Genomic DNA, 12,738 nt, shown 5'->3' on the forward strand with positions numbered 1-12,738 from the left:
GTGCTGACTAGGTGATTTGCTGGCCCTGGTGCGGGTGAGTCCGCACAGAGTCCGCAAGATTCGCGCTCGCGCGGATCGCGGCATCGATCGCGGTCCGTGTCTGGTCGTCGGAGTCCGGCCAGAGATGGCCGTACGTGTCGAGCGTCTCCTGCGCCGACTTGTGCCGCATGTTCGCCTGGACGGTCTTGACGGAGGCACCCGACGCGATCAGCACGGACGCGTAGTGGTGCCGCAACTGGTGGAAGACCACACCCTCGAGTTTCGCCACCGACACCGCCTTCGCCCAGACCGGGCCGAACGTGTTCCTGCGCAGCGGGGCGCCGCGCCCACCTCGGAAGATCAGCCCGTGGTCATCGACTGGATGGTGCTGGAGGTGCAGCGAGATCTCGTCGGCGACGGTCGACGGCAGCGGCACAGTCCCGATCGACGCGTCGGTCTTGGGAGGCCCGAAGATCGGCGCGCCGTCGCAATCGATACCGAGCAACTGGCGGTCGACCCGCACCGTTCGCCGCAGGAAGTCGACGCGGTCCACCGTCAGCCCGAACGCCTCGCCCTGGCGCAGGCCCGTGCCGCCAGCGAGGATTACCAACGCCCTCAGGTGGTCCGGCATCGCGTCGGCGATCGCCAGCATCTCGTCGGTCGTGACGAGCCTGATCCTGGTCTTCTCGACCTTCGGCACCTTGATCCCGATGCACGGCGTCTTCGCCAGCAGGTTGTTCATCACCGCCGACTTCATCACCGTGGCCACGTAGGAGTAGGTGACCTCGATCGTGGCGGGCGCGTAGGACTCCGCGAGCGTCGATACGAGCCCCTGGACGGTGTCCGGCCGGATGGCGTTCAGCGGCATGTCGCCGATGACCGGGTAGACCCTCCGCTTCAGCGCAACCTCGACGAGTGCCGCAGTGGACGGCCGGAACACCTGGACGGCGCGCCACTTCTCCGCGTACGCCTTGAACGTCGTCCGGGTGGCCTTGGGATCGACATAGGTGCCGGTGACCACGGACGCGGTGACCTCGTCGAGCCAGCGCTGCGCGTCGACCTTCCGCTGGAAGTGCCGTGCGTGTTCCTTGCCCGCCTGGTCTCGGTAGCGGGCCCGCCAGACGCCATCAGGCCTCTTCTGGATGCTGGCCATCGTCGTTCCCCTTCGCCTCGCACGTCGCCACCAGGTCCTCGAACACCCGGGTCACCTCCTGGAAGGATTCTTCGATTGAGCGGTCAACGTCGCCGTACCCACCGTCCAAGGACTCCATGATCAGGTAGATCTCGTGGGTCGCACGGGCTATCGGGATCGCCTTCTTGGCGACCGCGACGCTCTCCGCCGACAGCGTTCCTGGCAAAGCGGACAGCGTGGCCGCCAGTTCCTCGAGTGCGGGAGTGAGTTCGACGCCAGCGTCCTCGAGGTTGCCCGCTGCAATGTGGGCAGCTCGATCCAGCCGGTCAGCGGCGTACATGATCTCACGGTCGGTCGGCGTCGAGACGCCCGTCATGCTGGCGAGGTCTACCTGCATGTGCTCCGCGATGATGAACGCCTCGTTGAGCCGCACCGGCCGCTCCCCGCTCTCAACGCGTTGGACGGTCTGCTGGTGGAAGGGCAACCCCAACGCCTTGAGCGACCGCGCCAGGTCCGTCTGGGTCTCGCCGCGCGCCTCCCGTAGCCGCTTCATCTGCACACGGAAGTTCTGTTCCCAGATCCCGTAGGACTCGTCAACCATGTCCAGACCGTACAACGTTTTGTAGGTGGGCGTCAACGTGTTGCTTGCGAATACCGATGACGTGTGCCACGCTAGTTTGTAGATGGACACCCCGCTTGTGTTGTAAGGAGCATCGATGAACCCCGACCAGCCCACCGACATCCTGACGACCGACCAGGTCTCGACGATGACGAACATCCCCCCGGCCACGCTGCGCTACTGGCGACACATCGGCGAAGGCCCCAAGAGCTTCAAGCTCGGCCGGCGCAAGGTGATGTACCGCCGCGTCGACGTGCTCGCCTGGCTCGAGCAGCAGTACGCCAACGCCAGCTGACGACGTGCGAGGCCTCATGGAGGTACTTCCCCCTCGCGTGCAAACCCATCACAAAGGAAGTCTCATGCACGCAGTCCAGGCCAGCCCACACCGAGCAGCACCCGCGAGGTGCAACCCGTGACCGCCAAGCCCTCGATCGTCTACATCATCGGTGAACCCGATGACCAGTTCACCCGCGTGCCGAACGCATTGATCCGTGACCCCGAAGTCACGCCGCCAGCCATGCGGGTGATCCTCTGGTTCGCCTCGCAGGCACCAGGCCGCGCCGTCTACCTGACCAAGCTCGCCGAGGAAACCGGCCTCGCGCGCCGGACCATGCACCGCGCGCTCGCCGCCGCACTCGAGAGCCCGTACCTGACCCGCACGCCGACCGGCGGCCACGACACCCAGGGCAACGCCACCTACGTCTACACGGTCGACCTGACTGTCACGCGTGACACACGCGTGAGTCATGCCACCGATCCGGCTGAAGCACCGTGTGCCAAATCTAGCCACGGCCGTGTGCCAAATCTAGCCACTAAGAAGACCAATGCTTCCTTTAAAAGCATGCCCTCACCTGGCGGCGAGGGAGGCACGGCCACATCGCTGACGACCGTCGACAGGTGGTCACCCAAGCCGCGCCACTGGCGCAAGCTCGACGAGCTCGGCCTGGACCGTGGCGAGGTCCTCGACACCTTCGACGAGATGTTCCGCTGCGACGACGAGACCTGCAACCGCAAGCCGCGTTCAAGCAACTGGGACCCCAAGTTCTCGAAGTTCATCGAGATGTTCGCCGAGGGCCGCCACGAGATCGAGTTCAAGGCACACCACCACGACGACGAGGTTGCCGCCAGCACCCCGAAGAAGATGCCCGAGCCTGACCCGTGGCTCGCACCGATCGACCTGGACAAGGAGTGGGTCTCATGACCGTGGTCAACCTCGCCGCTGAACGTCGGCGTCGGCGTCCGCTGACGGCACTGCAAGCCGCGACCAACGTCGCCCAGCACCTGCTCGAGGATTCGCAGGACGTGCTGTTCATGGATGCCGAGTCGGTGCAGAACACGATGGTGCACCTGACCGACCTGCTCTACGAGATCGCCGAGGAAGAGCAGCACAGGGGGTACCGCCATGGCCGGTGATGACCTGGAAGACGCCGTCGCCGACCTGCTCATGCACCAGACGCTCGGACACGGTCGTACCCGCTGGATCGTCGCGCAACGTGAATCCGGCGGCTGGGATGTGGCCCTCGTCATCGATGGCGGCTACTCCGACCGGGCCGATGCCGACGAGGTTGCCGACTTCTGGGACGCCCTCGTCGACAAGGTGCTGGCTGCGCTGGAGGCAACCGCATGATGCGCCCCTGCCTCACCTGCGGCACCCTGGCCGACAGCACCTACTGCGCCGACCACCGGCCAGCTCCCCGTCCTCGTGCACGTGCCGACCTGGGGCGTGAGTCGTGGAAGCAACTGTCCAAGCGGGCACGGTCGATGCAGCCGTTCTGCTCGGCAACCGTTCGGCCTCCAGCGCCTGCAAGGTCCTCGTCCAGCGGAACGGGTCGGCGATCACCTCGGCGACCTGGTAATCACGACAGGCCTGCCGGACCGCTTCTTCGACCTCAGCGACCGGCACCCGGTAGCCGGGGTCACCCGGGGGCCGCTCCCACACCCCCAGGACATCGAAGTGCGGTTCGGTGTTGACGGTGGCCAGCAGCAGCGCGGTCGTGTCATCAGAGAAGCTGCCATCGAGGGCCACGACCACCCTGGCCCCGTGCGGGATCGACTCACCGGTCGACAACCCGGACCACACCCCCGCGGGCAGGAACCCGCCCTCGGTGTCGGTGGCCAACTGGCACAACCGGGCACGCCGGAACGTCGCCTCACGGGTCTTCGGCGGCAACAGCGCGGTGATGGCATCCTCATGCAAGAAATCACCCAACGCCGGATTCGCCAACTCCCAGCAATGGCGACAATCAGCCGGGTGGTCCTCGAAACCGGCGGCGGAGAACTCACGCCACCGCAGCGACCCATCGTCGGGGTTGTCGAACGCGTAGTCGCGCAGCGAGAGCAGCACCTGGTCGTCGAGGTTCGGCCCCGGCGTGCCAATCGCGACCAGCACCGAACGCTCACGCTTGCCCTGGGCGAGCTGCACCACCTCGAACAAGTCACGGTTCACCACCCCGGCCTCGTCGACAATCGCCAGCACGTAGTCGAGGCCCTCAGCAGCAGCAGCCGACGCCGGCATCACCGCCATCCCTGAGTCCGTCGCGGGCAGGTAGAGCCGGTCCTTGTACACCTGCACCCTGGCAGCCAGGTCCTCGTCGAGCTCCACCATGCGCCGGGCAGCACCGAACGCCAGACCGATTGCCGAGTTCCCGCACTCACCCAGCAGGTTGACCGCGGCCACCAGTGCCCTGTACTCGGCGGCGGTCAACGGCAGGCTGACCCACTCCGGTGACCCCCGCCTGGCTGCCCACATCGCCGCGGCGGTCGTCTCCGAGGACGCCCGCGGCATGCGGCTGGCCAAACGGTCCCGCTCACGCACCGCCCGCAAGATCGACCTCGCCGCCTGCGCGGTGATGGCCCATTCCCGTGCCACCTGGCACGCGACCCACAAGCGCAAGCACCGGACCTACTCATTCGCCTGATACACGACCCCTGGAGGGATACACCCATGACTGAACTGCTGCAGCGGATGCTGGCCAAGCTCGATGAGCCGCAGGCCCGCTACACCTCGCTGGAGGCCTACTACCACGGCACCCAGCCCATGGCCTACTTGAGCCCTGACGCCCGTACCGCGATCGGGAACCGGTTCGGCCGCATGGCCACGAACTTGCCCCGGCTGGCCGTCACCGCGCTGGCTGAGCGGCTGCGGATCACCGGCGTGGCCGGTGGCCCGCAGCTGTGGGCCGACTGGATCGCCAACGACCTCGACCAGCTGGCCGGCGTGGCCCACCGCGAGGCCCTCACCCTGGGCTCCTGCCCGGTGATCGTGTGGGCCGACGCCCAGGGCAACCCGCAGGTCAGTGTCGAGTCCGCGACCCAGGTCGCCGTCCTGCGTGACCCCGCCACCCGTGAGGTGGTCGCCGCCGTCAAGCGCTGGGAGGACGACCGGGCCACCCATGCAACCCTGTTCACCCCGACCGCCGTCACCAGGTACAGCTCGAACACCCCCGGCGCGACCACGACCGGGTTCACCATCACCGGCATGGTGCGCAACCCGTATGGCGTCGTGCCGGTCGTCGAGCTGCGCAACTCCGACCGGCTGCTCGGTCCCGGCGCATCCGAACTCGACGACCTGGTGCCGCTGGTCGATGCGCTGAACAAGTCCCTGGCTGACCTGATGGTCACCAGCGAGTTCTACGCCCGGCCGCGTCGGTGGGCGGTCGGTGTGGAGCCCGCCGAGGTCATCGACGAGTCGACCGGGGACGTGAGCGTGGTCAACCCGTTCCCCGACAGTGACCGGATGATGCTGTCGGAGTCTCCCGAGACCAAGTTCGGGCAACTGCCCGGGGCAGACCTCGGGGCCTACGAGGCGTCGGTGCGGGTGCTGCTGGGGCAGGTCATGGCCGTGAGCGCGCTGCCCGCGCACTACGTCGGTGTCCTGGCCGACCAGCCCGCCAGCGCCGACGCGCTCAGGGCTGCCGAGGCCAGCCTGACCGCCCGCGCCGAGTCCCGCCAGCAGATGTTCGGCCGCGCCTGGGAGAAGGTAGCCGCGCTGATGGTCGCCACCCGCACCGGGGCCGACCCCCGCAGCACCACCACGACGATCAAGTGGGCCGACGCCGCCACCCGGTCGGTCGCCCAGGAAGCCGACGCCGTCGTGAAGCTCGTGCAGGCCGGGATCCTGCCCCGCAGCCACGCGCTGCGAAAGCTCGGCTACACCGACGAACAGATCACCGCCATCACCAACGAGCTGACCACCACGAACCCGACCGGCAACACCAACTGAGAGAGGTAACCATCATGACCGACAACCCCACCCCCGTCGTCGATGAACCCGTCGACCCCGCACCCGACGCCGCCCAGGAACCCGCTGGGGGCGACCCGGACACCTTCCCCCGCGAGTACGTCCAGAAGCTGCGCCAGGAAGCCGCTGACGCCCGCGTGAAGGCCAAGAAGGCCGATGACTGGGCACGCGAGCTGTTCCACGCCCGCGTGAGCGCCACCGGCCTGCTGGCTGACCCCAGCGACCTCCCGTTCGACGAGGCCCTGCTGGACGACCATGCTGCGATGGAAGCCGCCATCGATGAACTGATCGGCCGCAAGCCCCACCTGGCCAGCCGCACCCCCCGCGGCGACGTCGGGCAGGGTGCCACCGGCGCGACCGGTGAGGTCTCGCTGGCCGACCTGCTGAAGGCGGGTGCAGCATGATTGGTCACATGCCTGAAGACGAGCGATCACTGCCCAAGTCGGTCTTGGAGTTCGCCGCTCACCTCGCGCAATGGGCGGCCGGCTACAACAACAGTCTGAAGTGGAACGAGGAGGCCAAGTTCAAGGCCGACTTGATGAACTCTCGCGCCATCTGGCGGGGCGTGGATGCTGGTGAGTTCGAAGACGCCCTCGTCGACGCTGGCCTGTCCGACAAGGACGCGGCGAAGCTGACCGGACATCTCCGGCGAGTCCAGTCGGGCAGGCGAGTGATTCCGCAGCAGAGCTACCGCGACTACACGTGGCCGCACGATACCCCCTAGGGGTATGTGCTACAGTGGGGGGTGTCGGTTGACCCGGCACCCCCGTTGTGGCCCTGGCGGCCAGCGTGACCATTCCGCTGCTAAATCCCCAGGAGGCCATCATGGCTGTTTCCACTTCCAACGCATCCGAGCTCACCGCCGAACAGGTCCAGAAGGTCCTCGTCAAGCCCCTTGAGGCTGCCTCGACGTTCCTGGCCACCGGTGTGCGGATCGTCGACACCGCGGGCCCGCTGCGCCTGCCCAAGCTCGGCACCGCCACCTCTCCCGGCTGGTTCGCCGAGAACGCACAGATCACCCCCGAGATCGACCCCGACTTCGACGAAATCGAGCTGCTGCCCTCGACGATCAAGTCGGTGAAGACCCTGACCCGGTTCTCGAACGAGCTGGCCCGGCAGTCGGTCATCGCCCTGGACGCCGCGCTGAAGGAGCGCCTCGTCAAGGACGTTGCTGACACCATCGACAAGCAGTTCTGGAGCGCCTCGAACGGGGCCACCAAGACCCTGCCCGAGGGCATCCTCAACTACGCCGGCCAGTCGGTCACCTCGGTGGGTACCCTGACCCTCGATCATCTGCTCGATGCAGAGGACAAGGCCCTGTCGGCCAACGTGAACCCCAGCAACCTGAAGTGGGCCATGACCAGCCGCGAGCTGACCAAGCTGCGCAAGATCAAGGAAGCCACCGGCAGCGCCAAGTACGTGCTGCAGCCCGACGCCACCCGCGCGGGCGGCTACTCGATCTTCGGTCACCCCGTGGTCGTCACCAACCGGATCCCCGACACCACCGGCACCCCGGACACCGGCAACATCATCCTGGCCGACTTCTCGCAGGTCGTCGTCGCCCGCGACATGGCACCCTCGGTGAAGTTGCTTGACCAGACCTTCGGCGACTACGACCAGCAGGCCCTGCGCGTCGTCGCCCGCTACGACGTCGCCCCGCTGAACGCGAACGCCATCGTCAAGCTCACCGGCATCACCATCTGAGGCCCACCATGAGCACCCAGCTCGACGCCGTGCAGGTCATCACCGCCATGGTGAAGGCCTACACGCGCGGCAACGGCTTCGACGCATTCGGCACCGTGCCGAACCCCGACCTCAGCGCCGTCATCACGATGGCATCGGCACGGCTGGCCGCCAACCCCGGCCAACTGCGCCGCACCGACACCAGCGGCCCGTTCACCCAGGTCCTCGACGGGTTCCAGGGCTGGACGCTAGCTGAACTCGCAGTGCTCAACCGCTACCGCGAGCGGGCACTGTAACCGGCGTCAACGGCACCCGGGCAGGGATCTTTGTCCTTCTCTGACCTGCCCGGACCGATGGCCCGAGAGCGTTTTCGTAGATGGGCGCACAGACCGGGCCAGCGCCAACAGCAAGACCCCCGGACCATCAGCAGGTCCGGGGGTCTTGCGCGTCAAGAGTCAGGCCGTCAGCGCCTCGGCTTCCCGGACAATCGCCACGATGTCGGAGCCCAGCGCCCTAGCAAGGTCGACCATGTCGGGCAGGAAGAAGCCGACCATGTCGCCGGCCTCCACGCTGGCAAGTCGTTCCTCGGTGGTGCCCAACTGCTCGGCAAGCTGGTGACGGGTGAGGCCCGCTGCCAGTCGGCGGTCCGCGATGACGCGGCCCAGGGCTGCGCAGAAGGGCTCGGTGGTGGTGGGTGTGGTGGTCATTTCGGTGGTTCCTTCCGGTAGATGTTTGAGACCGTCCGCGAGTCCGCAGAAAGTCCGCAGGACAGTTCAAAACTGCCCTACTTGCCCAACATCCCCAACTACTAAAACCGCTAGTCGTAGGGACATTGGGACGTTTCGCCTAGTCACCCGAGGGGCGATATTAGAACCCGGCTTACCGGCCGACTCGTCCTTCTTCCTCGCGTGCGCAGGCCCTTGTCCGCCCAGGCCCTTCGTCCGCCCAGGCCCCCGTCCCCCCAAATTCGGCGGATGCGCAGGTTTCTGCACGGAATCTTCGCTGCCAGTGAAGGAAGTGTGACGGAACCTGCGCAAGCGCGGACGAGGGGACTGGTCAAAACCTCAACTTTGGGCCCCCAAAGATCTTCGGTCTTCTGGCAGAACTTGTGAACGACCACACTTGGACGAGGGTCGACAGACCCCCGCCCCGGCGTGTGCCCGATGCCGTCCGGGGTCGTTCACCGGAAACACAGGAGGTTTGAACGTGTTGCGTTCAAAGGCCAGCCGCGCAGTCGCGGCCATCGCTACGACTCTCGCCGTGATGCTGACCGGATGTAGCGTCGACACCGGCGCGTCCTCCGACAACGGCTCCGAGCTCGCCGGTCAGACCCTGACCGTCACCGCCTTCGCCGGCGCCTGGAGCGAGACCTTCACCAAGGCCTTCGTCGAGCCCTTCGAGGCCCGCACCGGCGCCAAGGTCCAGTTCGTCCCCGGTGGTGGCGCCGAGTGGCTCACCAAGCTGCGCGCCGCCAACGGCGAGAACCCGCCCTACGACCTGATCGCGCTGACCCCTGACCTCAGTGGCCAGGCCGCCCGCGCCAACATCCTCGAGCCGCTCGACACCAGCAAGATCAGCAACTGGGACGAACTGAGCCCCGTGCTGGTCGAGCGTGCCGGTGTCGACGGCACCACCTTCGGCCTGCCGCTGACCACCGGCTCGACCGGACTGGCCTACCGCAAGGACCTGGTCCCCACCCCGCCGACCGACTGGTCCGACCTGTTCAAGCCCGAGTACTGCGGGCACGTCGGCCTGCCCCCGCTGACCTTCAACCCCGGCCTGGAACTGCTGGCCGGCCTGGCCAACGAGCAGGGTGGCACCCTCGGTGACGAGGCCGCCAACACCAAGGCCATGGAGTCCTTGGCCCAGCTGAAGGGCTGCGTCTCGACCTACCCGGCCGACTCCGGCGCCATGCAGACCGCCCTGCAGAACGGCGACGCCTGGATCGTCCCGTGGTGGGACGGGCGCGCCTTCGCCATGGAGCAGAACGGTGTCGACATCGGCTTCGTCTACCCCGAGTCGGGTCCCGTGGGCGCACTGACCTCGTACTACCTGGCCAAGGGGTCGACGAAGTCCGACCTGGCCTACGAGTTCCTCTCGGAGATGAGCAAGCCCGAGAACATGAAGGTCTTCGCCGAGGGCACCTGGTACGCGGCCTCGAACACCACCATTGAGTACAGCGAGGAGTTTGCTGCCCGCATCCAGTACGGCAACGACGTCTACGAGAAGTTCGCGTGGATCGACTACCCGACCGTGCTGCCCCAGATCACCGGGCTGCAGGAGGAGTGGAACGAGCTGTTCGCGTGAGCAAAGGCCACGTGGCAGTTCGTGATCTGACGGCCGGCTACGGTGACGTCACGATCCTCGACCTCGACCACCTGGACGTCCAGCCCGGGGAGTTCCTCTCCGTGCTGGGCCCCTCCGGGTGCGGCAAGACCACCCTGCTGAACGTCATCGCCGGTTTCGTCGATGCGCGCAGCGGGCAGGTCCTGGTCGACGGGCGTGACGTCACCGGTGAGCCGGCCCACAAGCGCGACCTCGGCCTGGTCTTCCAGAGCTACGCCCTGTTCCCGCACCTGAGCGTGGCGCAGAACGTCGCCTACGGACTGGATGTCCGCAAGACACCCAAGGACGAGGCCAAGCGTCGCGTCGCCGAGGTGCTCGAACTGGTCGACCTGGCCGCCTTCGCCGACCGCCGCCCGCGGCAGTTGTCCGGCGGCCAGCAGCAGCGCGTCGCGGTGGCCCGGGCCCTGGCCTACTCGCCCAGCGTCCTGCTGCTGGACGAGCCGCTGTCGAACCTGGACGCCAAGCTGCGCCGCCAGATGCAGTTCGAGCTGCGGCGCATCCAGAAGGCGATCGGCACCACGATGATCTTCGTCACCCACGACCAGGACGAGGCCCTCACCATGAGCGACCGGGTGGCCCTGCTCAACGGCGGCAAGATCGAACAGATCGGCACCCCCGAAGAGATCTACCGGCACCCCCGCACCGCCTTCGTCGCCGACTTCCTCGGCGCCGGCAACCTGGTCAGCGCCACGGTCACCGACGGACGAGCCGTCACCGCGACCGGGGCGACCCTGCCGGCCGTCCTGGACGGCCACAGCGGACCGGTCACCGTGGTGCTGCGCCGCGAGCACATCACCCTGGCCGACCCGGCCGACGCCCAGGACCCCGAGCACGGCGAGTTCCCGCTGGGCGAGGTCAGCATGCGCGCCTTCTCGGGCGGCACCTGGCACCTGCAGGTGCAGGTCGGCGACCCCGACCAGGGCGGCAAGACCTTCGCGGTCGAACTGGCCGACGCCGGCGCCGACCGCACCCCACCCCGGGAGGGTGAGACCGTGCGCCTCGTGTGGGACCCCGCCGCCGCGGTGGTGATCAGCGAGTGAAGCAGCCGATCCGCACCAAGCGCCGCCTGCTCGAGGCGCTTCCCCTGCTGCCGGCCGGGATCTTCCTGCTGGCGCTGTTCGTGGTGCCGCTGATCAGCCTGTTCCTGCTCAGCGTGCGCCCGGTCGACGGGTTCTACGAACCGCTGCCCGGGTTCAGCCTCGACAACTACCGCAACGTCTTCACCAGCAGCTACTTCTCCGACGCGCTGTGGTACACGATCCGGATGGCGGTCATCGTGACCGTGCTGTGCGCAGTGCTGGCCTTCCCGGTCGCCTGGGTGCTGTCCCGCTCGTCCTCGAAGGTGGTGCGGATGATCGCCACCATCGTGGTGGTCAGCCCGCTGCTGACCAGCGTGGTCGTCCGCTCGTTCGGGTGGCGCGCCCTGCTGTCGGCCGAAGGGCTGTTCAACGGCCTGCTGACCGGACTGGGGCTGGTCGAACGGCCCCTGAACCTGCTGTCGGGGCCGGTCACCGTGGTCGTGGTGGTCGTCCACGTGCTGCTGCCGTTCGCGGTGGTCACCCTGGCCACCTCACTCGGGCGCATCGACGACAACCTGCTGCGGGCCAGCGCCTCGATGGGCTCACGGCCCGTGCGCACCTTCGCCCGGGTGGTGCTGCCCCTGTCGGTACCCGGCCTGGTCAGCGGGGCAGTGATCGTCTTCTCACTGTCGATGGGCATCTACGTCACCCCGATGCTGGTGGGCGGCGCGAACCAGCCGTTGGCGGGCCTGCGGGTCTACGACCAGGCGATGCGGGTGTTCAACCACCCCGGCGCCGCCGCGCTCAGCTTCGTCCTGTTCGGCATCTCCCTGGTGGCGATCGCGCTGCTGAACGCCGCCGGCCGGGCCTGGGACAGGAGGATCCATGACTAGTCCCACCACCACCCGACCCAGCACCACCCGGCGGCGCCGGCCGATGCGCCAGTTCGGCGACGGCTGGGCCGTGCGGATCAGCGCCCTGGTCGTGCTGGTCTTCCTGGCGCTGCCGCTGGTGGCCCTGGTCGGCAGCTCGTTCAACCCGACGCCGCTGGTGCAGTTCCCGCCCTCGGGGTTCTCGCTGCGCTGGTACGAGTCGGTGCTGACCAGCAACGACTGGTTGGTCTCGATGCAGCTCTCGCTGGTCGTGGCGCTGCTGACCATCCCCACCGTGGTGGTGCTCGCCACCCTGGCTGCCTACGGCCTGTTCCGCGGACGACCCAAGCCGGTGCTGACCAGCTTCTTCATGTCCCCGCTGATCGTCTCGGAAGTGATGATCGGACTGGGGCTGCTGACCTACCTGCAGGGCACCGGCACGCTGAACAGCATCACCGGCCTGTGGCTCGCGCACACCCTGGTCACCATGCCGTTCGCGATCCGCACCGTCTCGATCAGCGTGCAGGGCCTCGACCCGATGCTGGAACGGGCGGGGCAGAGCCTCGGCGCCGGCCCGCTGCGGGTCTTCTTCACCGTCACGCTGCCGCAGCTGCGCCCGGGCATCGTCGCCGGCGGCATCTTCGCCGGGGTGCTGTCCCTGGGTGAGGTCGCGGTCTCGACGTTCGTGACCGGCCCCAACACCACCACCGTGCCGCTGCGGATCATGTCTGCGGTCCAGTTCGAACTCGACCCCTCCTCGGCAGCCGTCTCGACGCTGCTGATGCTCTTCAGCATCGCCGTGATGGTGCTGCTGTCGAAGTGGGTCGACCTGTCCAAGGCATTCTGAA

18 protein-coding genes are annotated in these 12,738 nt (G+C 67.5%); 14 read left to right on the forward strand and 4 right to left on the reverse strand.

Annotated elements, in window-relative coordinates; translation table 11 throughout:
- Window positions 1-7: 7 nt before the first annotated feature.
- Window positions 8-1,132 carry a tyrosine-type recombinase/integrase gene (locus ACQE3C_RS10685; protein ID WP_434539169.1) on the reverse strand — a complete coding sequence of 375 codons (1,125 nt, stop codon included), beginning with the start codon at window positions 1,130-1,132 and terminating at the stop codon, window positions 8-10.
- Window positions 1,107-1,712 (reverse strand): helix-turn-helix domain-containing protein, encoded by a 606-nt coding sequence (locus ACQE3C_RS10690; protein WP_434539170.1) that lies wholly within the window; start codon window positions 1,710-1,712, stop codon window positions 1,107-1,109. The genes ACQE3C_RS10685 and ACQE3C_RS10690 overlap by 26 nt, the downstream gene beginning before the upstream one ends.
- A gap of 115 nt (window positions 1,713-1,827) precedes the next feature.
- On the opposite strand from ACQE3C_RS10690, the gene ACQE3C_RS10695 reads away from it, so the two are divergent.
- The 4 genes from ACQE3C_RS10695 (at window position 1,828) to ACQE3C_RS10710 (ending at window position 3,357) form a co-directional block, all read left to right on the forward strand.
- Complete coding sequence (locus tag ACQE3C_RS10695; protein ID WP_434539171.1) at window positions 1,828-2,025, forward strand: helix-turn-helix transcriptional regulator; 198 nt, start codon at window positions 1,828-1,830, stop codon at window positions 2,023-2,025.
- A gap of 117 nt (window positions 2,026-2,142) precedes the next feature.
- Window positions 2,143-2,931: a hypothetical protein gene (locus tag ACQE3C_RS10700; protein WP_434539172.1), complete on the forward strand. Its 789-nt coding sequence runs from the start codon at window positions 2,143-2,145 to the stop codon at window positions 2,929-2,931.
- The gene (locus ACQE3C_RS10705; protein WP_434539173.1) at window positions 2,928-3,143 is read left to right on the forward strand and encodes a hypothetical protein; all 216 of its coding nucleotides are present in this window, start codon (window positions 2,928-2,930) and stop codon (window positions 3,141-3,143) included. The genes ACQE3C_RS10700 and ACQE3C_RS10705 overlap by 4 nt, the downstream gene beginning before the upstream one ends.
- Complete coding sequence (locus ACQE3C_RS10710) at window positions 3,133-3,357, forward strand: hypothetical protein (RefSeq protein ID WP_434539174.1); 225 nt, start codon at window positions 3,133-3,135, stop codon at window positions 3,355-3,357. Before ACQE3C_RS10705 ends, ACQE3C_RS10710 begins: the two co-directional genes overlap by 11 nt.
- Window positions 3,358-3,369: 12 nt before the next feature.
- On the opposite strand, the gene ACQE3C_RS10715 is transcribed toward ACQE3C_RS10710, so the two are convergent.
- On the reverse strand, window positions 3,370-4,407 hold the full coding sequence (locus tag ACQE3C_RS10715) for a hypothetical protein (RefSeq protein WP_434539175.1): 1,038 nt from the start codon (window positions 4,405-4,407) through the stop codon (window positions 3,370-3,372).
- On the opposite strand from ACQE3C_RS10715, the gene ACQE3C_RS10720 reads away from it, so the two are divergent.
- The 6 genes from ACQE3C_RS10720 to ACQE3C_RS10745 all read left to right on the forward strand — a co-directional run bounded on the left by ACQE3C_RS10720 (window position 4,394) and on the right by ACQE3C_RS10745 (window position 7,949).
- Window positions 4,394-4,648 carry a hypothetical protein gene (locus ACQE3C_RS10720; protein WP_434539176.1) on the forward strand — a complete coding sequence of 85 codons (255 nt, stop codon included), beginning with the start codon at window positions 4,394-4,396 and terminating at the stop codon, window positions 4,646-4,648. The genes ACQE3C_RS10715 and ACQE3C_RS10720 overlap by 14 nt on opposite strands.
- A gap of 26 nt (window positions 4,649-4,674) precedes the next feature.
- Window positions 4,675-5,952, forward strand: coding sequence for a phage portal protein (locus ACQE3C_RS10725; RefSeq protein ID WP_434539177.1), 1,278 nt, complete (start codon window positions 4,675-4,677; stop codon window positions 5,950-5,952).
- Between the two features lie 14 nt (window positions 5,953-5,966).
- On the forward strand, window positions 5,967-6,374 hold the full coding sequence (locus ACQE3C_RS10730) for a hypothetical protein (RefSeq protein ID WP_434539178.1): 408 nt from the start codon (window positions 5,967-5,969) through the stop codon (window positions 6,372-6,374).
- A gap of 8 nt (window positions 6,375-6,382) precedes the next feature.
- Window positions 6,383-6,694: a hypothetical protein gene (locus ACQE3C_RS10735; protein WP_434539179.1), complete on the forward strand. Its 312-nt coding sequence runs from the start codon at window positions 6,383-6,385 to the stop codon at window positions 6,692-6,694.
- A 101-nt stretch (window positions 6,695-6,795) separates the two neighbouring features.
- Window positions 6,796-7,674, forward strand: a complete 879-nt coding sequence (locus ACQE3C_RS10740; RefSeq protein ID WP_434539180.1) for a phage major capsid protein — start codon at window positions 6,796-6,798, stop codon at window positions 7,672-7,674.
- 8 nt (window positions 7,675-7,682) lie between these two features.
- Window positions 7,683-7,949 (forward strand): hypothetical protein, encoded by a 267-nt coding sequence (locus ACQE3C_RS10745; RefSeq protein WP_434539181.1) that lies wholly within the window; start codon window positions 7,683-7,685, stop codon window positions 7,947-7,949.
- 159 nt (window positions 7,950-8,108) lie between these two features.
- On the opposite strand, the gene ACQE3C_RS10750 is transcribed toward ACQE3C_RS10745, so the two are convergent.
- Window positions 8,109-8,360, reverse strand: coding sequence for a helix-turn-helix domain-containing protein (locus ACQE3C_RS10750; RefSeq protein WP_434539182.1), 252 nt, complete (start codon window positions 8,358-8,360; stop codon window positions 8,109-8,111).
- Between the two features lie 556 nt (window positions 8,361-8,916).
- Between ACQE3C_RS10750 and ACQE3C_RS10755 the strand changes: the two genes are divergently transcribed.
- Genes ACQE3C_RS10755 through ACQE3C_RS10770 form a run of 4 tightly spaced genes read left to right on the forward strand, consistent with a single transcriptional unit; the run spans window position 8,917 to window position 12,737 of the window.
- On the forward strand, window positions 8,917-9,960 hold the full coding sequence (locus tag ACQE3C_RS10755) for an ABC transporter substrate-binding protein (RefSeq protein WP_434539183.1): 1,044 nt from the start codon (window positions 8,917-8,919) through the stop codon (window positions 9,958-9,960).
- An 11-nt stretch (window positions 9,961-9,971) separates the two neighbouring features.
- Window positions 9,972-11,039, forward strand: coding sequence for an ABC transporter ATP-binding protein (locus ACQE3C_RS10760; protein ID WP_434539184.1), 1,068 nt, complete (start codon window positions 9,972-9,974; stop codon window positions 11,037-11,039).
- Window positions 11,036-11,911: an ABC transporter permease gene (locus ACQE3C_RS10765; protein WP_434539185.1), complete on the forward strand. Its 876-nt coding sequence runs from the start codon at window positions 11,036-11,038 to the stop codon at window positions 11,909-11,911. Before ACQE3C_RS10760 ends, ACQE3C_RS10765 begins: the two co-directional genes overlap by 4 nt.
- On the forward strand, window positions 11,904-12,737 hold the full coding sequence (locus tag ACQE3C_RS10770; protein ID WP_434539186.1) for an ABC transporter permease: 834 nt from the start codon (window positions 11,904-11,906) through the stop codon (window positions 12,735-12,737). Before ACQE3C_RS10765 ends, ACQE3C_RS10770 begins: the two co-directional genes overlap by 8 nt.
- The last annotated feature ends 1 nt before the right edge of the window (window position 12,738 follow it).

The sequence above is a fragment of the Aestuariimicrobium sp. Y1814 genome (genome assembly GCF_050113895.1).
Taxonomy (GTDB): domain Bacteria; phylum Actinomycetota; class Actinomycetes; order Propionibacteriales; family Propionibacteriaceae; genus Aestuariimicrobium.

Coding starts and splice junctions, on each gene's coding strand:
- ACQE3C_RS10745 (WP_434539181.1), top strand. CDS start 7,683: ATGAGCACCCAGCTCGACGCCGTGCAGGTCATCACCGCCATGGTGAAG.
- ACQE3C_RS10770 (WP_434539186.1), top strand. CDS start 11,904: ATGACTAGTCCCACCACCACCCGACCCAGCACCACCCGGCGGCGCCGG.
- ACQE3C_RS10750 (WP_434539182.1), bottom strand. CDS start 8,360: ATGACCACCACACCCACCACCACCGAGCCCTTCTGCGCAGCCCTGGGC.
- ACQE3C_RS10740 (WP_434539180.1), top strand. CDS start 6,796: ATGGCTGTTTCCACTTCCAACGCATCCGAGCTCACCGCCGAACAGGTC.
- ACQE3C_RS10695 (WP_434539171.1), top strand. CDS start 1,828: ATGAACCCCGACCAGCCCACCGACATCCTGACGACCGACCAGGTCTCG.
- ACQE3C_RS10755 (WP_434539183.1), top strand. CDS start 8,917: ATGCTGACCGGATGTAGCGTCGACACCGGCGCGTCCTCCGACAACGGC.
- ACQE3C_RS10735 (WP_434539179.1), top strand. CDS start 6,383: ATGCCTGAAGACGAGCGATCACTGCCCAAGTCGGTCTTGGAGTTCGCC.
- ACQE3C_RS10705 (WP_434539173.1), top strand. CDS start 2,928: ATGACCGTGGTCAACCTCGCCGCTGAACGTCGGCGTCGGCGTCCGCTG.
- ACQE3C_RS10690 (WP_434539170.1), bottom strand. CDS start 1,712: ATGGTTGACGAGTCCTACGGGATCTGGGAACAGAACTTCCGTGTGCAG.
- ACQE3C_RS10685 (WP_434539169.1), bottom strand. CDS start 1,132: ATGGCCAGCATCCAGAAGAGGCCTGATGGCGTCTGGCGGGCCCGCTAC.
- ACQE3C_RS10725 (WP_434539177.1), top strand. CDS start 4,675: ATGACTGAACTGCTGCAGCGGATGCTGGCCAAGCTCGATGAGCCGCAG.
- ACQE3C_RS10730 (WP_434539178.1), top strand. CDS start 5,967: ATGACCGACAACCCCACCCCCGTCGTCGATGAACCCGTCGACCCCGCA.
- ACQE3C_RS10710 (WP_434539174.1), top strand. CDS start 3,133: ATGGCCGGTGATGACCTGGAAGACGCCGTCGCCGACCTGCTCATGCAC.